The organism is Aedoeadaptatus ivorii (assembly GCF_900638585.1).
In the GTDB taxonomy this organism is placed as follows: Bacteria; Bacillota; Clostridia; order Tissierellales; family Peptoniphilaceae; genus Aedoeadaptatus; species Aedoeadaptatus ivorii.
Window position 1 is genome coordinate 524,052 of record NZ_LR134523.1, and the last position, 23,281, is coordinate 547,332.

Sequence of the window (23,281 nt, forward strand, 5' to 3'; positions counted from 1 at the left end):
CTTTTTAGGAGGAAATATGTCCGATCTTTATAAAGCATTACTCAATCAGGACCACGCCTTTCAAGAAATCCTCGGCGGCCTCAAAGAAGGGGAGACACCCGTGGGCGCCTTTGGGTTGCCGGGGCAGGTGATCCCCCTATGCGCCGAGACCGTGCGCGCCGCTTTGGACCGCCCGGTTTTAATCGTAACCCACGACCCGGTGCGGGCCAAAAAGCTCGCCGAAGACTTGAGCTATTACGCCGAGGGCGGCGTGTATAATCTCTCGGCCCGGGAGTTGTTTTTCTTTCATCGGGACGCCGGCAGTAACGATTTATTGATCGAACGGCTCCGCGCCCTGCACGGCATGGTAACCGGGCGGGCGAAAATCGTGGTGACCACTTTAGAGGCGATGGCGGGGATTTTTCTTTCGCCCGAAACCATGCGGGCGGGAATTTTTACCGTGGAGAGGGGCGATGTCGTTGAGATCGACGCCTTGTCCGAAAAGCTCTTGCGCGCGGGCTATACGCGGGTCGATTTTGTCGAAGGCATGGGGCAGTTTTCGGTGCGCGGCGGCATCGTTGACATCTACGGGCCCGAGCCCTATCCGTACCGAATCGAGCTCTTCGACGTGGAGGCGGACTCGATCCGCCGGTTCGACCCTAATACCCAGCGTTCCATCGAGAATCTGGAGCGAGCGGAGATCTTTCCCGTCCGCGACATTCTGCCCGATGCGGCGCTGTCGGAAGAGATCGCCGATGCCATGGAGCGGGATCTTGCCAGTGCCAAAAAACTCACGCGGGTGAGTTACGACCGGGCGCGGGAAAAATATTTGCCCTATATCGAAAAACTTCGCAGCGGCGAGACGATCTTTAATACGGACCTCTTGCTGCCCTATATTCCCGAAGAAAAGCGCGCGAGCATCAGCGAATACTTTTTTGCCCCGCCGGTGGTGATGATCGACGAGCCCCGGCGGATGGACGAGATTTCCGAAAAGCAGGCGCAGGCACTGGTAGAGACCATGACGGACCTCGCCGATGCCGGGGAGCTTTTGGAGACGCATTTACACATTCAACTGGACTACGCCGATGTAAAAGAACATTTGCGGTCCTATGATACGGTGGTATTCAGCAATATCGTGCGGAGTTTTCCTGAGTACCCCTTAAAGCGGATTGCGAATTTTCGCGTAAAGACCGTCACCAGTTTCGGCGGCAGGCTTCGCTATTTTCGCGAAGAGATTCGCCGGTATCTCGACAGAAACTACACGGTGGTGCTCTTGGGCGGCACCGAGGAAAAGACGGAGCGGCTCCGAGAAACCCTCGAAGAGATGGACTTTCCCGTTACCCGAAAAAAAGACGAATTTACGGCGGGAATCATTCAACTCGACGTGGGACATGTGCACGGGGGCTTCGAATTCGAAGAGCAGCGCTTCGTCTTATTGAATTCCACCGAGATCTTCGGCGACTTTCAAAAGCGAAAGCGCAAAAAAAAGAAGCGCCGCGCCTTTGACCCGGGCACCTTTCAGGTGGGGGATTATGTGGTCCACGAGATGCACGGAATCGGCCGCTTTTTGGGCACGACCAATTTGGAGGTTCAGGGCGTAAGCCGCGATTATATTTCGCTGCAGTACTCCGGCGGCGACAAGTTGTTTTTGCCCATGGATCAGATGTCTTTGGTGCACCCCTATATCGCGAGCGACGATGCGCCGCCCAAGATAAACCGCCTCAACACCCAGACCTGGAAGCGCACCAAGGCAAAGGCGAAGCGCAGCGTAGAGGAGATGGCGGAGGATCTGATCCGCCTCTATGCCAAGCGCGAAAACGTAAAGGGACACGCCTTTCGAGAAGATACGCCCTGGCAAAAGGAGTTCGAAGACGCCTTTCGCTACGAGGAGACTGACGGGCAGCTGAGCGCCATCGCGCAGATCAAAGAGGATATGGAAGAAGAGACGCCCATGGACCGCCTGCTCTGTGCCGACGTGGGATACGGAAAGACCGAGGTGGCGCTGCGAGCGGCCTTTAAGGCGATTATGGACGGAAAGCAGGTGGCATTTTTGGTGCCCACCACCATCCTCGCCCAGCAGCACTACAACACCATGCGCGAGCGGTTTTCGGATTTCCCCGTCGACATCGCCCTGCTTTCGCGCTTTCGGAGCAAAAAAGAGCAGGCGCGCGATCTCGAGGGGTTGCGGATCGGCTCGAAGGACATCGTCGTCGGCACCCACCGTATCCTTTCGAAAGACGTGGTATTTAAGAATCTCGGGCTCTTAATTATCGACGAGGAGCAGCGCTTTGGCGTACGCCACAAGGAAAAATTGAAGCTCTTAAAGGAAAATGTGGATACCTTGACGCTCACCGCGACGCCGATACCCAGAACGCTTCAGATGTCTATGGCGGGCATCCGCGATATGTCGGTGATCGACGAGCCGCCGGAGGAGCGCTTTCCGGTGCAGACCTATGTGGTGGAATACAACGACATTATGATTCGCGAAGCGATCCTCAAGGAGATCGAGCGGGGCGGGCAGGTCTATTTCGTCTACAATCGGGTACAGTCGATGGAAAAGATGCTCGCCGATTTGATGGACCTGGTGCCCGAGGCGACCTTTGCCATGGCGAACGGCCAGATGAGCGAGCGGGAGCTGGAAGATACTATGCTCCGCTTTGTGGAACGGGAGGTCGACGTCCTCTTGTGCTCCACCATTATCGAAACGGGAATGGACGTCGCCAATGCCAATACCATGATCGTGTGGGAGGCGAACCGACTGGGCCTTTCGCAGCTCTATCAGCTGCGGGGCCGCATCGGCCGCAGCAGCCGCATCGCCTACGCCTATTTCACCTATCGTAGGGACGCGAGCATCTCTGAAATCGCCGAAAAGCGCCTGGGCGCCATACGGGAATTTACCGAATTCGGCAGCGGCTATAAGATTGCCATGCGGGATTTGGAGATTCGCGGTTCGGGCAATATTTTGGGCGAGAGCCAGCACGGGCATATGAACGCCATCGGCTACGATTTGTATATCAAATTTCTCAGGCAGGCGGTGGACAAGGCCAAGGGAAAAGAAGACGCCGAAGAGACCGAGACCACTCTCGATGTCCTGATCGACGCCTATATCCCCAAGCACTATATTCGCGACGAGGCGCAGCGCATGGAGATGTATCGAAAGATCGCCATGGTCACCGACGAGGAGGAAGAGGCGGATGTGATCGACGAACTCATCGACCGCTTTTCCGATCCGCCGAAGCCGGTATTGCAGCTGATCCTCCTCTCGAAGATCCGCCACAAGGCGGCGCGGCTGAAAGTCGAGTCGGTGACGCAGAAAAAAGACGAATATATCTTCCAATTCGTGCCGGGCTATGAACTGCCCCTTTCTCTGCTCAACGAACTCACCAGCGTCTTCGGAAAACGGCTCGTGTTTTCCCTTTCCGACCCGGCTTCCATTGCCCTTACGCCGGCGGAGGATGCGTTGGCGGAGCTGGAGCGGGTTTTGGATATGCTGAAATTACACAATTCCCACACACGCAAGGACTGAGGAATTGTTATAATGGAAAAAAACCGAGAGTCAAAAGAAAGGAAAACTATGAAAATAAAAAACAAATTCGTAAAGATCGCCGTCCTCTCTACGGCCTTTGCCCTGGCGCTTACCGGCTGCAGCAGCAAGGATCCGAATCTCGCCGCCACGGTCAACGGCAAGGAGATTGCCAAAGAGGAATACGTACAGGAATATAAGCTCGCCGCCGAACAGGCCATGGCGCAATACGGCGACGACTTCTTAACCCAAGAGGGCCTCGATGGGTCGGGCAAAAAAATGGGCGAAGTCCTGCGTGAAAACACCCTGAAGGGCCTGATCCAAATGGAAATCTTGAAGCAGGAAGCCGCCAAGGAAAAGATCGAGGTCACCGACGAAGAAGTGGACCAAAACATCTCGCAAATGGCCGAAATGTACGGCGGAAAAGAAGCCCTCGATGCGGCGCTGGAAGAACAGAATCTGACGATGGATACGCTGAAGGAATACACACAAAGAAATCTCCTGATGCAAAAATACACCGAAAAGAAGATGAAGGATCTCGAGCCCACCGACGAAGAGATCCAAAAGCACTACGATCAGAACAAGGATAAGTTCAACACCGTAGAGGCGAGCCATATCCTGGTTGAAAAGAAGGAAGAAGCAGAGGCCATTAAAAAGCAATTGGACGAAGGCGGCGACTTTGCGGCCATCGCCAAGGAAAAGAGCAAGGATCCCGGTTCCGCGGAAAAAGGCGGAAGCCTCGGCACCTTTTCCAAGGGGCAGATGGTCAAGGAATTCGACGAGAAGGTATTTTCTATGAAGCCCGGCGAAATCAGCGATCCCGTAAAGACCCAATACGGTTACCACATCATCAAGCTCGACAAGATCAACGACGATTTCAAGAGCGTAAAGGATGCGGTAAAGAGCGATTTGGTACAGACGAAATTCCAAAACTATATGCAAGATCTCGAAAAAAAGGCCAAGGTAAAGCGCATCGTCGACACCTCTGAAGAAATTTCCGTAGAGGCGCCCAAGAAGGCGAATGCCGACACAAAAGCGGACGGCGACAAAAAAGCCGATACGAAAAACACGGCGGAGAACAAACAGACGGATGCCGCCGATACGAAGAAATCCGACACAAAAACAACCGATGCCAAAGCGGAACAGAGCGACAAAAAGGCCGCCGATACGACCGCCGATGCAAAGGACGAACAAGAATAATGAAGAAAGCGCCCGGTGCGCTTTTTTCTTTGTCGAGACGAAAAGAGCGAGACATAAGATACCGCACAAACGGCTGAAAACGGGCGGAAATGTCCGATTTTACTAGACAAAGACTATCGAGGATAGTACAATACATTAGGTAAAAGGAGGACGGAATGGGAAATATACGAATTGTCGGCCTCGGTCCCTCCGACGGATCGGATTTGACGGCCAAAGCGATCGAAGCGATTTCGGACGATTCCGAAAAGTTTCTGAGAACGGATCGTCACGATACCGTGTCGTATTTTCGCGCTCGCTCCATACCTTATACGAGCTATGACTACTTATACGAGACTATGGACGATTTCGACGCGATCTACCGCGCCATCGCGGACGATCTGTTGGAGAAATCGAAGACTCGTAGGATTAGCTATTTTGTTCCCGGCCATCCGATGATCGCGGAAAAGACTGTCACCTATCTATTGGCGGCGGATCCCGAAATCGAGATCGTGGACGGCTTGAGTTTTCTCGAGCCCGTCTTGCGCCTGGTAGGCCGGGACCCGGTAAAGGGTTTGAAGGTCGTCGACGGAGACGACTTTTCGGATTTGGACCTGGACGTGCACACGGACACGATTCTCACCCAGGTCTACAATCGGCGCATTGTCTCGGAGGTAAAGTTAGCCCTGGCAAATTTGTACGGGGACACCCACGAGGTATACGTCTTGTCCCACGCGGGGAATCCGAAGAAGGAATTCGTCGAACGAAGACCGGTATATACGCTGGATCGTTACGACGATTACGGCCATGAGACGAGCCTATACGTGCCCTGCACGGACCGCGTGAATGCGCTGAGAGATCTGATCGAATTGGTGCGCACGCTCCGGGGGCCCGAGGGCTGTCCGTGGGACCGCAAGCAAACCCATAAAACGATGAAAGCCAATCTTCTGGAAGAGGCCTACGAAGCTGCCTATGCTGTCGAATGCGACGATTACGCGGCTTTGGAGGAAGAACTGGGAGATGTCTTATTTCAAGTGGTCTTCCACGCGGAACTCGCGGCGAGCGAAGGGGACTTTACCCTAAGCGACAGCATACAGCGCGTCGTAGAGAAGCTCGTGGATAGACACCCCCATGTATTCGGTGGGGAAAAATGCGATTGGGAAGATAAAAAAGCCGAAGAAACGGGTAACTATCTACTGTCGCAACAGCTTCGCCATCTCGTCGGCTTGCCGGCGCTGATGCGAGGGCAAAAGATCGCAAGACGCATGAAGGATACCGATTTTCTCGCCGAATGTATCGACCAAACGGATGTGGACGACGAAAGCACCGAGCTCGGCCTGTCTCTTCTACGTACGGTAATCGCCGCAGAAGAGAAGGGGATCGACGCGGAATCGGCTTTGGCCGAGGTCCTATCGAAGCTCACGGAGCGCGTCGCCGCAAGAGAAGGCGAAGGGAAGAACAATCTTTAGGAGGAAACAATGAACAAATCTGAACTTATTTCCAGCATCGCTGAAAAGAGCAACTTATCCAAAAAAGACGCGGAAAACGCATTGAACGGCTTCTTGAGCACCATCGAAGAAGCCCTCTCCAAGAGAGAAAAGGTGCAATTGGTCGGCTTCGGTACCTTTGAAGTGCGCGACCGCAAGGCACGGGAAGGCAGAAACCCCAGAAATCCTGAAGAAGTTATTAAGATTCCCGCTTCCCAGGCTCCCGTATTCCGCGCCGGAAAAGCGCTGAAAGAATCCGTCAATAAATAAGAACAGGGCTCCTATGAGCCCTTTTTTTGCAGGTGAAATTATGCGTATCGATAAATTTTTAAAAAATGCCAGGATTATTAAACGCCGTACGGTGGCCAAAGAGGCCTGCGACGGCGGTCGGGTCAAGATCAACGGCAAGACCGCCAAAGCGGGCGACGAAGTGGCCGTAGGCGATATTATAGAAGTACAATTCGGCAATCGCGGCCAAAAGTTGCGCGTACTGGATATTCGAGACAATGTGCAGAAAAAAGGAGCGGAAGCGCTCTACGAATTGATGGCGGACGATTGAAAATATTGTGAAAACGTGCGATACTATACATGTCGAGGTGGTTAGATGAAAAAGCACGGGAAGAGAAACACGATACCGAGAAAAACGGCATATATAACCTTTGCGGTGGTCGTCTTCCTCTGTGCGGCCATCTCCTTGAATACGTATAGGGAGGCGCGATCCCGAGAGGCGCTTTTGGAAGAAAACAGAAAACGCATTCAGACATTGTCGAAGGACATCAAGCAGACCGGTACGGAAATTCGAAACAGCGACACCGCGGAATTCGCAGAAAAAGTGGCCCGGGAAGATCTGGGCATGGTCAAGCCGAGAGAAGTGATCTATATCGACAAGGATCGGGATCGCGACAACTCTCGCGACAAGAATATTGAGGAGGACAGAAAATAACATATGGCAGTGGAAGTAGGCAGCATTTTAGACGGCGTGGTCACCGGCATCGTAAAGTTCGGTGCATTCGTTCAGCTCGACGACGCGCATAGCGGATTGGTACATATCTCGGAGATTTCCGACGAGTACGTCAAGGAGGTATCCGATCACCTTTCCAAGGGCATGAAGGTCAAAGTCAAGGTTTTGAACATCGAGTCGGACGGAAAGATCGCCTTGAGCATCAAACAGGCACAACCGAAGTCGGCCAACAAAAGACCGCTTCCCCAGGCGGTTACCTTAAGTCGCGAAGTGCATAAATCCGATGCCACCAGCTTCGACGATATGCTGAACAAGTTTATGAAGGTCAGCAACGAAAAGATCGAAAGCGCAAAACAACGCAGAAATGTACGACAGGGCAAGACGAAGAGAAGATAAAAAGGCGCCGCGCTGCGGCGTTATTTTTTTGAACGGGGGCGAAAATGGACGAGATTTTTGCGAAATATATCGGGCCGGAGGATGCGGTCCTCGTCGCCCTCTCCGGCGGGCCGGATTCGGTATATCTGCTCGATCGCCTGCGGGCGTATCGGAGCGGCTGTCCTTTTTTGCTGGAGGCGGCACATCTGCATCACGGACTCCGAGAGGAGGCGGAGGAGGACCTCTCTTTCGTGCGCGATCTGTGCGATCGGTGGCAGATCCCCCTCTATGTCGAACGCGCGGATGTTTCGGCCTACGCCCGAGCGGCGCATTTGGGGATCGAAGAAGCGGGGCGCGTATTGCGCTACGATTTTTTGCGCCGGCACAAGCGCCCGGGCGGCATGATTGCCCTGGGCCATCACCTCGACGACCAGGCGGAGACGCTCCTCTTTCGGCTGATTCGCGGCACGGGACCGGAGGGCATGGTCGGCATGCGCGTGCGGGAAGGGGATCTCTTTCGGCCGCTGCTTTTTACCAGAAAAGCCGAGATCATCGCCTATCTCGAGGCGGCGAATATCCCTTATGTCACAGATGCCACCAATGAAGCGCCGATCTATGCGAGAAACAAGATTCGGCTCGAGATTCTGCCGGCGGCGGAATCGATCAACGAAGGATTTGTCGAGAGCCTGGAGCGCTTTCGTCGCATGATACAGGCCGATGCGGAATACTTGCGCGCGGCGGCGCATACAGAGTTTCATCGCCTCGCAATGTGTAAGAGAGAGGGATTGTTTCTTTCGAAGGCGGTCTTCGATCTGCCGGCCTCCCTCGCCGATCGCGTACTCAGAATGGCGGCCGAGAAAATGCGGGGCGATCTTCAGAATATCGGTTACGAACATATTCGCTCCCTTTACGGCCTAAGGGATGCCGAGAGCGGAAAGGGTATAGATCTACCGGGCGTGCGCATTCGCAGTTCCTACGACGCACTGGTCTTTGAACGGCAGGATCAATATGCAGCGCCGACACAAGTCGTGCCTTTGAAAGACGGAGCGGCGACCTTCGACGGGCACCGGTTTTTTATCACAGAAGATAGGCATCTGCCCTGTGTGTATATTCGCGATCCCGGAGATATTCGGATTCGCACCCGTCGTCCCGGCGACCGCATCGCCATACGGGGCGGCATGAAGAAAATAAAAGACGTCTTTATCGACGCAAAGATCGACCGAGGCCTGAGAGATCGCTGGCCTCTGGTCGTCGAAGGAGAAGAAGTGGTATGGGTCCCGGGACTCAGAAAGGCATATAGACAGGAGGAAAAAGGATGGAAAAAGCTCGCATGGCGTCCATCGAAAAAGGCGTAGGCGAAGTGTTGGTCTCGAGAGAAGAGATCGACGAAGCGGTGGCGCGCATCGGCAAAGCGGTCACCGAAGACTTTCAGGGCGAAGATTTGGTGGTGATCGGCATCTTAAAGGGCGCGGTGGCGTTTATGGCGGATTTGATGCAGGCGATCGATTTGCCCCTCGAGATCGATTTTATGGCGGTATCCAGCTACGGCACCTCCACCACTTCTACGGGAGAAGTGCGCATCCTAAAGGATTTGGAGTGCACGGTAGAGGGCAGAAGCGTGTTGATCGTTGAGGACATCATCGACACGGGAATCACTTTGAGTTATTTAAGCAAGGTGATGGAAAGCCGCGGCGCAAAGCGGGTTTCCATCGCGGCCCTTCTTACCAAGCCCGCCCGCAGGGAGCGCGCCGTGCAGGTGGACTATGTGGGGTATGAAGTCGAGGACAAATTCGTCGTGGGCTACGGCATCGACTACGCCGAAAAATATCGAAATCTCCCCTATGTCGGTGCACTGAAACCTTCCGAATACGAAAAGTAATAGAACTCCCCATTTTGTGGTATACTGTTTTTTAACGAACAAAAAGGAGGGTTCTTATATTGAATAGAAAATGGAGCGGAGTCGCCTTTTATCTGGTGCTTCTCGCCATGTTGCTCTTCGGCATTTTTTACATGAAACCTTCTCAGAAATCGTCCGAAGAGATCAGCTACACAAAATTAATTGAAGAAATCGACAACAAACAAGTCGAGTCCATAGATGTAAAGGGATCGGAAGCCGTGGTCTCGAAAAAAGGCGATACGATCGTGCGGGCGCAAATCCCGCCGATGGTTTGGGATTCATTTTATGAAAACCACCTGAAGGCGCCGGTGGAAGCGGGCGAGATCACCCTCTCCGCCACGCCGGTCTCCGAGGGCGGATCGACCATCGCCGGCTTTTTGCCGACCTTTTTGGTGATGCTCTTTATGGGCTATATCTTCTTCAGCATTATGAAGTCCCAGCAGGGCGCCGGCGGCCGCATGATGAATTTCGGCAAGAGCCGGGCGCGCGTCGTCGAAGAAAAAGACGGAAAGACTATCACCTTCGACGATGTGGCGGGATTGGAAGAAGAAAAGGAAGAACTTTCTGAGATCGTAGAGTTCTTGAAAAATCCCAAAAAGTTCACGACTATGGGCGCGCGCATCCCCAAGGGCGTGCTTTTGGTGGGACCGCCGGGAACCGGAAAGACGTATCTTTCCAAGTCGGTGGCGGGCGAAGCCAAGGTGCCTTTTTATATTATGAGCGGTTCGGACTTCGTAGAAATGTATGTTGGCGTCGGCGCGAGCCGCGTGCGGGATCTCTTTGAGACGGCAAAGAAGAATGCGCCCTGCATTATCTTTATCGACGAAATCGATGCCGTGGGGCGCCGCCGGGGCGCGGGCCTCGGTGGCGGGCACGACGAGCGCGAGCAGACCTTAAACCAGCTCCTCGTCGAGATGGACGGCTTCGGCACCAATGAAGGGGTCATCGTGATGGCGGCTACGAACCGGGCGGACATTCTCGACCCGGCGCTGTTGCGCCCCGGTCGCTTCGACCGGCAGATCTACGTGGGATTGCCAGACGTGCGGGCGCGGGAGGAGATTTTAAAGCTCCACGGCCGCAAAAAGCCGTTGGCGGACGATGTGGATATGCGCATCGTGGCCAAGCGCACGCCCGGATTTACACCGGCAGATCTGGAAAATCTGATGAACGAGTCCGCGCTATTGGCGGCGCGAGAAAATCATAAAAAGATTCCCATGTCCGTCATCAACGAAGCCAGCATCAAAGTCATAGCAGGCCCTGCTAAGAAGAGTTCCGTCATCCAAGAAAAAGAGCGCAAGCTCACGGCGGTACACGAAGCGGGGCACGCGGTGGTATCGCGCCTTTTACCGGAACACGACCCCGTGCATATGATCACGATTATTCCCCGGGGACAAGCGGGCGGTTTTACGGCCTATTTGCCGGAGGACGACATTCTGCACTTCACCACCAAGACCGAGATGACCCACCGATTGGTGAGCCTCTTGGGCGGAAGGGTCGCAGAGGCTTTGGTACTCGACGACATCTCCACCGGGGCGAGTAACGATATAGAGCGCGCTACGGCCATCGCCCGGGAGATGGTGACCAAATACGGCATGAGCGAAAAGATTGGCACGTTGAGCTACGGCAGCGATTCCGAATCGGTATTTTTGGGCCGGGATCTCAGTCATACCAAGGATTATTCCGAAGAGGTGGCGGCGGAAATCGACGAGGAAATGCGCCGCATTATCGGCGAAGCCTACGATAAGGCCTCCTCGCTCTTAAAATCCCATATGGATACCCTTCTGCGCGTATCCGATGCACTACTGGATCGGGAAACCATCAGCGGCAAGGAATTTGAAATCCTCTTTAACGGCGGTTCGCTGAAAGCTGACCCCTACGGAAGCGGAGAGAAAATCGAACAATCCGAACTTTCGGAGGAAGCGGAAGAAGCGCTGGAAGATAATAAATAGAGCATAAAAAAGAACATGCCGAAGGCGGTATGTTCTTTTTTTGTACAAAAAATGAGAACGCCGCGGACGAAGATAGATCAAAATATTTAGATTTGACATTGACAGAGAGGCGTAAAAATCGTATACTCATTACATCAATATATATTGATATGAGGTGATATCGTGGAAGAATACAAGGAGATCGCCAAGATCTTTAAGGCATTCTGTGACGAGCGCAGATTGGCGATTTTGGATTTGTTGCGCTCAGGGGAGGAATGTTCCTGCGTGCTATTGGAGCATTTGCCGCTCACCCAGTCCGGTCTTTCGTATCACATGAAGATTTTGACGGAATCCGGCATCGTCGTCGGCCGCCAAGAGGGCAGGTGGACCTATTACCGCATCTCCGAAGCGGGCAGAGAAGCTGCCATAGAGGTGCTGATGCAGTTGACGCAATCCGAGGAATAGCCATCCCAAAGGATGGCTGCTTTTTCATCCGATACATCAAAAAACATTGATGTGTAAATATATATATTGGAGGTAGCTATGAAAACAAAAGTCGCATTTATCTGCGTACACAATTCTTGTCGAAGTCAAATTGCCGAGGCATTGGCCAAAAAATTCGGCGGAGATCGGTTGGAGGTATACTCCGCCGGTACCGAGGTCAAAGGATCGATCAATCCCGATGCCGTTCGCCTGATGCGCTCGGTCTACGGCATCGATATGCAAAAAGAACAGAGACCGAAGACGATTTCAGAAATCCCCGCCGTCGATCTCGTGATTACGATGGGGTGCAATGTCGTATGTCCCGTATTGGATTACGATTATGTCGCGTACGATTGGGACTTGGACGATCCGACGGGCAAGGACGATGCCGCCTTTATAGAGACTATGCGGACGATCGAAAAAAAGGTGAAGGATCTCGTCGAAGCGGTGGAAACGGGGGCCGAATATGCAGGATAAGGGTATCGGATTTTTTGAACGCCATCTCACCATCTGGGTCTTACTCTGTATGGCAATCGGCGTTGCCATCGGACGCTTTATTCCCGAAATCCCCGCCGCATTGGGTCGCCTGGAGTTCTATAATGTATCGGTGCCGACGGCGATTTTACTGTGGATTATGATCTATCCTATGATGTTAAAGATCGACTTTGGGAGTATTCGAGAGATCGGGAAAAATCCCCAAGGGCTTTGGATTACCTGGATCGCCAATTGGATCGTAAAGCCGTTTACCATGTATTTTATCGCAAAATTTTTTTTCTTCGGCATCTATCGCAACTTGGATCCGGCCGTCGCCTCCCAATACTTGGCGGGCGCGGTACTCTTGGGAGCCGCACCCTGTACGGCGATGGTGTTTGTCTGGAGTAAGCTTACGAGGGGAAATCCCGCCTATACCTTGGTGCAAGTGGCATCGAACGATCTGATTTTATTGTTTGCCTATGTGCCCATCGTGAGTTTTTTATTGAAGGTCGGCGATATCGCAATCCCCCGAGAAACGCTGATTCTGTCGATTCTTCTGTTTATCGTCGCGCCTCTGGGATTCAGCTACCTGACGCGCCGGTATCTGTTACGGCATAAGGGCGAGGATTATTTAAATGAGCGATTAATTCCCGCTTTTGACAAATACACGATGGTGGGGTTGCTCCTCACATTGGTGATTATTTTTTCCTTCCAAGGGGATACGATTATCGCAGAACCGCTGAATATTCTGCGCATAGCCGTTCCGTTGATCTTACAGACTATTTTAATCTTCGGTCTGACCTTTTATGCCGCCTATCGGGCGAAGTTGCCGTATTCCGTCGCCGCGCCCTGCGGCATGATCGGGGCCTCTAATTTCTTTGAGCTCGCAGTCGCCGTCGCGATCTCGCTATTCGGCCTCGCATCCGGCGCCACGCTTGCCACCGTGGTGGGCGTCTTGGTAGAGGTGCCGGTGATGCTGTTGCTCGTTCGCATTGCCAACGCATTACAAGACAGGTTTGCCGCATAGATCCCCACAAAAAAACGCCTCGATGTTTTCGCATCGGGGCGTTTTTGTTTCGCGCTATCGCTTAATGGATTCGAATCGATCGAACAGATCGGTATTTTGTTTCAGTACATCGGAATTTCCCATGGCGACGACGTGGTTTTGCGCCATAACCTTTTGTATCATGGGACCGTAGCTTTTTAAATCTTGTACGGTCGTGGCGAGGGCCTCTTCTTTTCGCTTCTGAATCTCTTCGGCGGTGGTGCCGTTCAGATAGCGCTTAAAGTCCAACACGCCGTAGGCGGGAGGCGAAAGATGGGGATCGAAGGCGTTCATAGTGCCGATGATCATATCGTCGAGATCGCGCTTTTTCATCTCGAGGGTCGCGAGAAATTCCGCCATTTTGTCGTAGACCGCGATGGTCTCGGGCACGCGGGGGTCGCGGTAGGAATAGCAGGCGACTTCGCCCGCGCGGGTGATGCGCACGCCGGCGCCGTAGGCACCGCCTTTGGCGCGGATTTCGTTGTGCAAAAAGCGGTTACTCAGCACATTGGAAAGCACCGCGAGCCGGCCGTCGTAGTCGAAACCCGCCGCGTGAATGTCGCCGCCCTTTGCCACATAATTGACTTGGGAGCTGGCGAGAAAGGCTTCGTTTTCGCGGCGAACGGAAAAGGCGAGCGCCACATTATCGTAGCGGATCTTCGGGAATTTTTCGAGGAAGGGGGCGAGTGCCGTCTTTGCGGCATCCAGGTCCTTTTCCTCGGCGATCAAATTGATCTTTAGGCGGCTGGTCGTAAAGAGTTTTTCATATACCCCTTTGAGTTTTTGTGTCAAGGCTTTAAAGTCGCCTTTCTTTAGGAGATCGGCGAGGAAGAAATAGAGATTGAGCCCGTTTAAGAGATCGTCCACATAGGCGGCCTCGTGAAAATGGGCGCGCACCCGGGCGGAGACGATTTGATGTCCCGATTGGAGAAGCGATGTGGCGATGTCCGCCTTTACCGACTCCAAGATGGTGCGAATGCGCGCCGCATCGTCGAAGCGGGAGCGCGTCATAATCTCGTGGAGCACGTCGTAGCAGCGCGTCAGCTGCCGGGGCAGGGCGCCGGTGGAGATAAAGAAATAGGGCGTATAGCCGTCGTCACTTTTTTCTACCGGGGTCTCGAAGGTGATGCCGCCGCCGGAGAGATAGATTTCGGTATCGAGGGCGGCGGGATCGTAGGCTTCGGTCTCCACTTTTGACAAGAGATCGCTTAGGATCGACGCGTAATAGAGTTCTTCTTCGTCGAGATGCCGCATATCGAAGGCGAGATTGGTATAGACGATGCCATTGGTCTCTAAGGCATTTTCCGTTCCCGATACGCCGGCGACTTCGATCGCTTTGCGGGGGATGGGGGTGATATTCGGCTCCACGTCCTCGGGTTCGAGTTTGGGGATGCTCGCCTTATCCTCGGGGGAATCGGGCGTCTGTTGGTAGAGAATGAGCGCTTCGGCTTCGGCGCGAATCCGCTCTTTTTCCGCTTCGGGAAGGACGCTGAGCGCTTCGCGTTCTCTTTCTCTTTGGGCGGCATCGAGGCGCTTTTGCTTGCCCGCTTCGGGATCGATCCGCATGGCGATCTGTTGCGGGGCGTTTAAGAAGTATTCGCGAATTTTTTCGGAGAAATAATCGCTTCCGATTTTCAGACGAAGGGCATTGAGTTTCGGCAGCAGTTCGATTCCGTCCAAGGGATTTTTGTCGTAGAGCCAGGTATTCAGCGCGCCGATATAGCTCAACAGATCCGCATGGGCGCCGCCGCCGCGACGAACCGAAAATTCGAATTTGGCGAGGGTTGCCCGCAGTATGTCCTCGTCGAAGCCGTTTTCGGCGAGATCTTCGAGGGTATTTGTCACGATCTCTTTAAAGCGTTCGTACTGCTCTTTTTCCGCGTGGTAGGCGACGATCGTAAAGTCCCAAGTATTGCCCGCGGAAAGCTCGGTATAGATGTCTTCGCCGATTTCCGCCTCGCGAAGCTTTCTCTTGAGTATGCCGTTTTCCGATTCCACCAAGAGCTCCTGAAAGAAGCTGCGCAACAGTAGGTCTTCGGCATCGGGATTTTCCTTTGCCGTATAGGCCATGGCGAAATACGATTTTCCGTGGCCGTCTTCGCCTTCTTCCAGGTCGTAGGTGTCGAAAAATTCCTGCGGTTCGGAATAAAAGTCGTGGCCCACGATTTCGGAGGCGGGATCGCGGCGGTTAAACTGCGAAAGATATTCGCGGTCCAAATAGTCCAACCGCTCCGCAAAGTCCATATCGCCGGCGAGGAGGATATAACTATTGGACGGGTGGTAAAAGCGCTCGTGGAAGGCGAGGAAATCTTCATAGCGCAGTTCGGGGATATGTTCGGGATTGCCGCCGGAATCGTGAGAATAGGTGCCGGCGGGGTGGAGGCGTTCCCGTACGATGTCCGATACCTGATTGGACGGGTCGGAGTAGACGCCCTTCATTTCGTTATAGACCACGCCGTTTTTAATCAGCCGGTCGTCTTGGATCTCAGCGTGCCAGCCCTCTTGGTAGAATATATTTTTGTTTTCTTTCATCGAGGGATAAAAGACCGCATCCAAATAGAGGTCCATCAGTTGCCGAAAGTCCTTGTCGTTTCGGGAGCTGATGGGATAGATCGTCTTATCCGGATAGGTCATGGCGTTTAAGAAGGTCTGCAGACTGGAGCCGACCATATCCATAAAGGGTTCCTTGGTCTTGTATTTGCGCGAGCCCGACAGGGTGGAATGTTCCACGATATGGGCGACGCCGGTCGAGTCCTCCGGCGGCGTGCGAAAGCCGATCGAAAATGTCTTGTTGTGGTTTTTATTGTCGATTAAGAGGAGGCGTGCTCCCGTTTTTTTGTGCTCTAAAAGGGAGACTTCCCCGTGTAGTTCGGGAATCTCCCGCTTGTCGATTTCGATATAGTTTTCGTTCATAGATTCACTCCTATTCTGATGGTATATACCCGAAAGGGTAAGGGAATATCAAATTCCGGGCAAGGAACGGCAAATGCGTTCCCATCTTTTTTGCGCGGCCTGAAACTGTGCTATAATTCTAGAGAATGAATGGAGGAAACTATGAAAATCAAAGATGATTTGGAGCAACAGGGACCGATTCGCGTCGCCGTCGTCGGGGCGGGACTGATGGGAACGGGCCTGGTCGCCCAATTGTTAAAGATAAAGGGCATGGAGCCCGTGCTGTGGGCGTCGAGAAACGCCGACGGACTGCAGCAAAAACTCGAGGACCTCGGGCTCGCCTACGATGCATTTGTAGACGCCAAGACGATCGATGCGGCGAAGGCCGCCCGCAGCCGGGGCGAAATCGCCCTTACCACCGAAAACCGACTTGCCTGGGAGTGGGCGGCGGTGGACGTGATCGTCGACTGCACAGGCAATACCGAGGCGGGGGCGGAAATCAACGAATACGGCCTGGAGAACGGAAAGCATATCGTCTCTTTGAATGTGGAATGCGACGTTCTGCTCGGACCCTACTTTTTGAAGAAGGCCCGGGAAAAGGGACTCTGCTACACCGGCACCGCCGGGGACGAGCCGGGTTCGATAATGGAACTCTATGAATTTGCCGACTTCCTCGGATTCGATATCGTCTGCGCCGGCAAGGGAAAGAACAATCCCCTCCGCACCGACGCCACGCCCGAGGAGTTGGCGGAGGAGGCGGCGAAAAAGGGGATCAGCCCGCGTATGCTCACCTCTTTTGTCGACGGCACCAACACCATGATCGAGCTCAATGCCGTATCCAATGCCACGGGTCTGGTGCCCGACGTCTTCGGCTGCCACGGCATCGAAGCGGATATCCACGGGCTAAAGCGCGAGGCGCGGCAAAAAGAAGACGGCGGCCGCTTTTCGAAAAAGGGCGTGGTGGAATTCGTCCACGGCATTGCCCCCGGGGTGTTCGTCGCCGTAAAGACCGACGACGAAGTGATTCGCCGGGAGATGCCCTATCTTTCGATGGGAGAGGGCCCCAGCTATATCCTCTACCGGCCCTACCACCTCACCAATATCGAGACGCCCATGACCATCGCCAAGGCGGTGTTGTATCAGGAGCCGACCATCGCGCCGACAAAAGGCTATATCGCCCATACGGTCGCCATCGCCAAGCGCGCCATAAAAAAGGGAGAGACCCTCGGCGGCATCGGCTCCGATGCGGTCTACGGCAAGATCACCGAGGCGGCGCATTGTTACGGCGAGGGGCTTGTGCCCGTGGGATTGATCACAGAAGGCGCCGTCGCCAAGCGGGATATCGCCGCGGGGCATCTGTTGACCTTTGCAGACGTCGTCTTAGACGAGGAAACGAAGCTCGTCGAGATGTTTCGGTGCGAGCACGAGGATTTCTATTCTTTACCGAACTAAACAAAAGTGTTATAATTGATACTCAACCGGAGTAGAAGGAGGGCCAAAGTGAGACTGACGCAGGAAATAGACTATGCATTTCGAATTATCGCCCATTTGGCAAGCAACGAGGGCAAAGTAATCGGCGCTCCCAAGATCGCCCGCGCTATGGACGTACCCGAACGGTTTACCCTGCGTATCTTAAGAAAGCTGAACTTGGCGGGTCTGACCCGTTCCAAGAGGGGCGCAAACGGCGGCTATATCTTAAACAAGCCCGCCGCATCCATTACCCTCTACGACATCATCCTCGCCGTAGACGGCCCCATCGAACTCAATCGATGTTTGCACGCCGACGATCCGCAGTGCAATCGCTACGAAGGCAAGGCCATTCAGGGTTGCAAGTTCCATCGCACCCTTTACGGCATACAGGAAGAAGTCATTCAGCAATTTCAAAACGTGCCAATTACAAATTTTATCGAAACCGTAGAAGCCGAAGATTGAATCTCCCTGTCCACAGAGAGGCGCAGTGGCTGAAAAGCGCCGTCATAGATTTGATCGCATCACCTTCTTCAGAGCCTCCGGGCCGTCTTACCGCGTTAAGGTATCGAGTGATAGTAACCTATAAGTAGGGTGGTACCGCGTATAATTGCGTCCCTTCGTCTTTTGACGAAGGGACGTTTTTATAAATTAAAAACAACAAAGGAGTGTATTATGGCAAAGTTTCAGACCTTATCGACCGATCCCGCCGATGTACGGGAACGTCGAATCGTGGACTACTGGCAAGAGATCGACCTGTTAAAGCGTTCGGTCGAGGCCCGAGAAGACAGCGAAGACTTTATCTTTTACGAAGGCCCGCCGACGGCAAACGGCAAGCCGGGCATTCACCACGTAATTTCCAGAACCTTAAAGGATTTGACCTGTCGCTATAAGACGATGCAGGGCTATAAGGTAAAGCGCAAAGCGGGGTGGGATACCCACGGGCTGCCGGTGGAAATCGAAGTGGAAAAGAAGCTGGGCCTAAAGAATAAGCAGGATATCGAGAAATACGGCATCGAAAAATTCAACCAAAAATGCCGCGAATCCGTCTTCGAATACGAAGATCTGTGGCGCAAGATGACCGCGCGCATGGGTTATTTGATCGACCTCGACGAAGCCTATATCACCCTGAACAACGACTATATCGAATCGGTCTGGTACATCCTCAATAAGATGTTTCAGGACGGTTTGATCTACGAAGGCCATAAGATTCTGCCCTATTGTCCCCGCTGCGGCACGGGCCTCGCTTCCCACGAAGTGGCGCAGGGCTACCAAGAAGACAAGACGCCGACGATTACCGTCAAGTTCAAGGCGAAGGACGAAGACGCCTATTATTTGGCCTGGACCACGACCCCGTGGACCGTCCCTTCGAACGTGGCGCTTGCGGTGCATCCCGACGTGGAATACGCCAAGGTACGATACGCCGACGGCAATGTGTATTATCTCGCTTCGGCGCGGATCGACGATGTGCTCAAAGACGAATACGAGATTCTCGAGACGATGCCGGGAAGCGCATTGGAGTACCGGGAATACGAGCAGTTGATCGATCAGGTCTCCATTGAAGGCAAGGCCTTTATGGTGGTCTGTGCGGACTATGTCACCACCGACAACGGAACCGGGATCGTGCATACCGCGCCGGCTTTCGGGGAAGACGACTACCAGACCGGCCACCGCTATGGCTTAGGATTCGTACGGCCCGTGGACGAAGAGGGGAACTTTACCGAGACCCTGTGGAAGGGCCGCTTTGTACACGACGTCAACGAAGAGATCATCGACTTTTTGAAAAAAGAAGACAAGGTCTTCTCCAAAGAGACCATCGTCCACAACTATCCCCACTGCTGGAGATGCAAGACGCCGCTGATCTACTACGCCCATCCGTCTTGGTATATCGCGGTGACCAAATACAAAGAAAAATTGGTCGAAAACAACGCCGGCGTCGACTGGTATCCGGATTTCGTCGGCGAAAAGCGATTCGGCAATTGGCTCGAAAACCTAAACGACTGGGCGATCTCCCGCTCTCGCTATTGGGGCACGCCCTTTCCCGTATGGCGCTGTCCGGACTGTGGCAAGATCGATTCGGTGGGCAGCCGCAAGGAATTGGCGGAGCGCGCCATCGAAGACATCGACGAAAACATCGAACTGCACCGCCCGTATGTGGACGACGTGCATCTGCAATGCGACTGTGGCGGCGAAATGGTGCGGGAAAAAGACGTCATCGACTGCTGGTTCGATTCCGGCTCCATGCCCTTTGCCCAATGGCATTACCCCTTTGAACACGCCGACGATTTCGACGAATTGTTCCCGGCGGCATTTATCAACGAGGGGATCGACCAGACGCGCGGCTGGTTCTATTCGCTGCTCGCCATCTCGACCTATATGACCGGACAATCTCCCTACAAGAGCGTCTTGGTCAACGACCTGATCCTCGACAAAGAGGGCAAAAAGATGAGCAAGAGCCGGGGCAATACCGTCTCTCCCGAAGCGCTCTTTAAGGAATACGGCGCCGATGCCGTGCGCTGGTACCTGATGTATGTCTCTCCGCCGTGGACGCCGACGAAATTCGACGAAGACGGCCTGCGCGAGGTAAAGGGCAAGTTCTTCCGCTCTCTGCGCAATCTGCACAATTTCTTTACCCTCTATGCCAACTTAAACGGCGTAGACCCTCGAGAAGAGATGGAAGTCGAATACGAAGAGATCGACCGCTGGGTTCTCTCCAAGTACAACAGCCTCCTGCAAAATGTAATCGAAAATATGGAAGCCCACGAGATCACCAAAGTCGTGCGGGAAATCCAAGATTTCGTCGCAGAAGACCTGTCCAACTGGTATATCCGCAGAAACAGAAGGCGTTTCTGGGACGAGGCGGACAGTCCCTCGAGAAATGCCGTCTTTAAGACCACTTACGACGTCCTCTTGGGCGTCTGCAAGATGATCTCTCCCATCGCCCCCTTTGTCGCCGAGGAATTCTACGAAACCCTCGTCGGCGGCGAGAGCATCCACTTGGAGCGCTATCCCGCCGTGGACGAGGAGGCCATCGATGTGCAGCTCGAGAAAAAGATGGACATCGTGCGCACCCTGGTCACTTTGGGCCGCGCCGGCCGGGAAAATGCCAAGATCAAGGTGCGTCAGCCCTTGTCGCAGGTCTTGATCGACGGCGACTTAGAAGACCTCGTCGGCGACCTCACCGGACTGATCAAAGAAGAACTGAATGTCAAAGACGTCGTGTTCAAACAAGATCTTTCCGAATATATGCATTACAATTTGAAGCCCAACTTTAAGACCGTAGGCAAAAAATTCGGCTCGAAGATCCGCGACTTCAAAAAAGAACTCGCTACACGGGATGCCAAGGCGTTGTATGCCGAACTCAAGGAAAAGGGATCGGTCACCATGACCTTAGAAGGCGAAGAGACCGAAGTGCTCTTGGAAGACGTCTTGGTGGATATCACCGCGAAAGAGGGCTTTGACGTCAGCATGGAGGACAATCTCTTCGTCATTCTCGATACGGAACTCACCGAGTCCTTGGTGGCGGAAGGCTATGTCCGCGAATTTATCTCCAAGGTACAAAAGCAGAGAAAATCCAACGACTACGAAGTCACCGACCGCATCCGCATCCGCTACAACTGCTCCGACAAGGTGGCGGAGGCGCTGGAAAATGTCAAGGACGACATTATGGATGAGACTCTCGCCGAAACCATGGACAGAGCCGAACTCATTTGCGACGCCACGGAACTCAACGACGAAATGATTCAATTCGACCTCACCAAAGCGGAGTGATCGAGCTGTATATTCTCCGCCACGGCCAGACGGAGTGGAATCGGGAAGATCGCATCCAGGGCCGACAGGACTCGCCCTTAACCGAGGCGGGGATAGAGGAAATCGAAAAAATGGCGAAAACCCTCGCCCATCTGCCGTTTCGATCCTGTTACTGTTCCGACCTGGGGCGGGCAAAAAAGACCGCCGAGATCTTGCGTAACGACAGAAAATTTCCCATAATAGAGGTAGAAGCGCTACGGGAACTCCCGCTGGGTCCCTGGGAGGGGAAGCTCTTTTCAGAGATCCAAGACGACCCGATGTGCAAGATCTACTTCGAATCGCCGGAGGCTTTCGGTTTTTCGGGGACGGAAAACTTTCACGATCTGTACCGAAAGATCGAATCCTTTCTTCGGCACATCGAGACCGAAGAGACGGGCCCGATCCTCGTCGTGGCACACGGCGTCAGCATTCGGGCGATGCTCAACTGCATGGAAGGCGTTTCGATCGAAAACTTTTGGCACCGGCCCATCCCCGAAAGCGCCGGACTCTCTGTGGCGCGCTACGACGAGAAGCGATGGGAAGTGCTGCAAACCGCCGACAAAAAAGACGGAGTATCATATTGAGGTGATCCCATGAAAAAATTGACTTTGGCGAATACGCCGACGCGCATCGAGCAAGTACAGTTGATGGATGCGGATTTACCCGCCAATCTCTTCGTAAAACGAGACGATATGACCGGTATATCCGTAACCGGAAATAAGATCCGTAAGTTGGAATATATATTGCAAAAAGCGTTGGACGACGGCATTACCGACATCATCACCACCGGCGCCGCCCAGAGCAACCATTGCCGCGCCACGGCGATGGCCTGTGCGCGAATGGGCTTCGACTGCCATCTGCTTTTGGGCGGAAGGGAAGATGTGCCGCCGGAGGGGAATGTGTTTTTGGACATCCTCGCCGGGGCGAAACTGCGCTTTATCAGCGGAGAAGACTACAACAACCGCCGGGACGAACTGATGGAAGATTGGAAGGCGGAGCTGGAGGCCGAGGGGAAAACGGTCATGATCATCCCCATGGGCGGCGCCAACGGCCTGGGGAGCTTCGGCTATGTGGACTGCTTCGACGAGATCCTCGCCCAGGAAAAAGAGATGGGGATCGAGTTCGACACCGTGATCTCCACCACCGGATCCGCGGGGATGTTGGCGGGCCTTTTATATGCCGATGCCCTGCGAAAAACGAAGAAAGATATTATCGGCATCAGCATCTTTGCCCCGGCAAAGAACATCAAAGAAGTCATGTTGCCGCCGATTCTCGCCGAAATGAACGAGATCGCCGCAACCGACGTCGTCGTCGAAGATCCCCACGTCATAGACGGCTACCAGGGCATCGGCTACGGCATCAGCCGGCCCGAAGAATTGGAGTTTATCCGCGACTTCGTCTCCCAAACCGGGATCATCCTCGATCCGGTCTATACGGGAAAGGCGATGTACGGCACGATTTCCGAGCTGTTGAGCGGCAACTGGAAGGACAAAAAGAACGTGCTCTTTATCCATTCCGGGGGCGCCTTCGGCTGGACCCGATCCAAGATCGACCAAATGCTGGGCGACAATCCCTATTGATTTTGAAAAGACGAGCGAGGGCTCGTCTTTTTTTAGTTGCAGTGGCGAACCTTTTCCCGAAAGCGATCCGTAAATTTTTTAAATACACTGCGCGGCATAAACGGCATGTGAGATCATCGGTTCGAATGGTGAAATTGTTATCAATAGACTGAAAAAAATGCGCGTTTATGGTATAATCGTACACATAAAAACGTTTCCGCAAGGGAAACCGCACGATAGGAGGAA

Annotated in this window: 19 protein-coding genes; 18 read left to right on the forward strand and 1 reads right to left on the reverse strand. The window is 53.6% G+C overall.

The window, feature by feature from the left end; translation table 11 throughout:
* The first annotated feature begins 16 nt into the window (after nt 1-16).
* The 13 genes from mfd (at nt 17) to arsB (ending at nt 13,310) form a co-directional block, all read left to right on the forward strand.
* Nucleotides 17-3,505, forward strand: a complete 3,489-nt coding sequence (mfd, locus tag EL294_RS02630; RefSeq protein ID WP_126464986.1) for a transcription-repair coupling factor — start codon at nt 17-19, stop codon at nt 3,503-3,505.
* Nucleotides 3,506-3,553: 48 nt separating this feature from the next.
* Complete coding sequence (locus tag EL294_RS02635) at nt 3,554-4,702, forward strand: peptidylprolyl isomerase (protein ID WP_164715188.1); 1,149 nt, start codon at nt 3,554-3,556, stop codon at nt 4,700-4,702.
* Between the two features lie 155 nt (nt 4,703-4,857).
* Entirely contained in the window at nt 4,858-6,147 is a 1,290-nt protein-coding gene (locus EL294_RS02640) for a MazG nucleotide pyrophosphohydrolase domain-containing protein (protein ID WP_126464990.1), read from the forward strand.
* Nucleotides 6,148-6,156: 9 nt separating this feature from the next.
* A complete protein-coding gene (hbs, locus tag EL294_RS02645) occupies nt 6,157-6,435 on the forward strand; it encodes a non-specific DNA-binding protein Hbs (RefSeq protein WP_126464992.1) in 279 nt (92 codons plus the stop codon).
* A 40-nt stretch (nt 6,436-6,475) separates the two neighbouring features.
* Nucleotides 6,476-6,724, forward strand: coding sequence for an RNA-binding S4 domain-containing protein (locus EL294_RS02650; protein WP_126464993.1), 249 nt, complete (start codon nt 6,476-6,478; stop codon nt 6,722-6,724).
* A 45-nt stretch (nt 6,725-6,769) separates the two neighbouring features.
* Nucleotides 6,770-7,108, forward strand: coding sequence for an FtsB family cell division protein (locus EL294_RS02655; RefSeq protein ID WP_126464994.1), 339 nt, complete (start codon nt 6,770-6,772; stop codon nt 7,106-7,108).
* Between the two features lie 3 nt (nt 7,109-7,111).
* Complete coding sequence (locus EL294_RS02660; RefSeq protein WP_126464995.1) at nt 7,112-7,522, forward strand: S1 RNA-binding domain-containing protein; 411 nt, start codon at nt 7,112-7,114, stop codon at nt 7,520-7,522.
* 44 nt (nt 7,523-7,566) lie between these two features.
* Entirely contained in the window at nt 7,567-8,856 is a 1,290-nt protein-coding gene (gene tilS / locus EL294_RS02665; RefSeq protein WP_126464996.1) for a tRNA lysidine(34) synthetase TilS, read from the forward strand.
* On the forward strand, nt 8,817-9,380 hold the full coding sequence (hpt, locus tag EL294_RS02670; RefSeq protein WP_232006498.1) for a hypoxanthine phosphoribosyltransferase: 564 nt from the start codon (nt 8,817-8,819) through the stop codon (nt 9,378-9,380). Before tilS ends, hpt begins: the two co-directional genes overlap by 40 nt.
* Nucleotides 9,381-9,439: 59 nt before the next feature.
* The gene (ftsH, locus tag EL294_RS02675; protein ID WP_126464997.1) at nt 9,440-11,347 is read left to right on the forward strand and encodes an ATP-dependent zinc metalloprotease FtsH; all 1,908 of its coding nucleotides are present in this window, start codon (nt 9,440-9,442) and stop codon (nt 11,345-11,347) included.
* Nucleotides 11,348-11,509: 162 nt separating this feature from the next.
* Entirely contained in the window at nt 11,510-11,791 is a 282-nt protein-coding gene (locus tag EL294_RS02680) for an ArsR/SmtB family transcription factor (RefSeq protein WP_197721109.1), read from the forward strand.
* A gap of 78 nt (nt 11,792-11,869) precedes the next feature.
* Nucleotides 11,870-12,286 carry an arsenate reductase ArsC gene (locus EL294_RS02685; protein ID WP_126464999.1) on the forward strand — a complete coding sequence of 139 codons (417 nt, stop codon included), beginning with the start codon at nt 11,870-11,872 and terminating at the stop codon, nt 12,284-12,286.
* Nucleotides 12,276-13,310 carry an ACR3 family arsenite efflux transporter gene (arsB, locus tag EL294_RS02690; protein WP_126465002.1) on the forward strand — a complete coding sequence of 345 codons (1,035 nt, stop codon included), beginning with the start codon at nt 12,276-12,278 and terminating at the stop codon, nt 13,308-13,310. Before EL294_RS02685 ends, arsB begins: the two co-directional genes overlap by 11 nt.
* Before the next feature lie 54 nt (nt 13,311-13,364).
* On the opposite strand, the gene EL294_RS02695 is transcribed toward arsB, so the two are convergent.
* On the reverse strand, nt 13,365-16,241 hold the full coding sequence (locus EL294_RS02695; protein WP_126465004.1) for an insulinase family protein: 2,877 nt from the start codon (nt 16,239-16,241) through the stop codon (nt 13,365-13,367).
* 141 nt (nt 16,242-16,382) lie between these two features.
* Here EL294_RS02695 and EL294_RS02700 point away from each other — a divergent pair, with 141 nt between their 5' ends.
* From EL294_RS02700 to EL294_RS02720, 5 genes are all read left to right on the forward strand, one after another.
* Nucleotides 16,383-17,672, forward strand: coding sequence for an NAD(P)H-dependent oxidoreductase (locus EL294_RS02700; RefSeq protein ID WP_232006499.1), 1,290 nt, complete (start codon nt 16,383-16,385; stop codon nt 17,670-17,672).
* A gap of 48 nt (nt 17,673-17,720) precedes the next feature.
* Nucleotides 17,721-18,152 carry an RrF2 family transcriptional regulator gene (locus EL294_RS02705; protein ID WP_126465008.1) on the forward strand — a complete coding sequence of 144 codons (432 nt, stop codon included), beginning with the start codon at nt 17,721-17,723 and terminating at the stop codon, nt 18,150-18,152.
* 210 nt (nt 18,153-18,362) lie between these two features.
* Complete coding sequence (gene ileS, locus EL294_RS02710; protein WP_126465010.1) at nt 18,363-21,458, forward strand: isoleucine--tRNA ligase; 3,096 nt, start codon at nt 18,363-18,365, stop codon at nt 21,456-21,458.
* The gene (locus tag EL294_RS02715; RefSeq protein WP_164715189.1) at nt 21,455-22,060 is read left to right on the forward strand and encodes a histidine phosphatase family protein; all 606 of its coding nucleotides are present in this window, start codon (nt 21,455-21,457) and stop codon (nt 22,058-22,060) included. Before ileS ends, EL294_RS02715 begins: the two co-directional genes overlap by 4 nt.
* A 9-nt stretch (nt 22,061-22,069) precedes the next feature.
* Nucleotides 22,070-23,056 carry a 1-aminocyclopropane-1-carboxylate deaminase/D-cysteine desulfhydrase gene (locus EL294_RS02720; protein ID WP_126465013.1) on the forward strand — a complete coding sequence of 329 codons (987 nt, stop codon included), beginning with the start codon at nt 22,070-22,072 and terminating at the stop codon, nt 23,054-23,056.
* Nucleotides 23,057-23,281 lie beyond the last annotated feature (225 nt).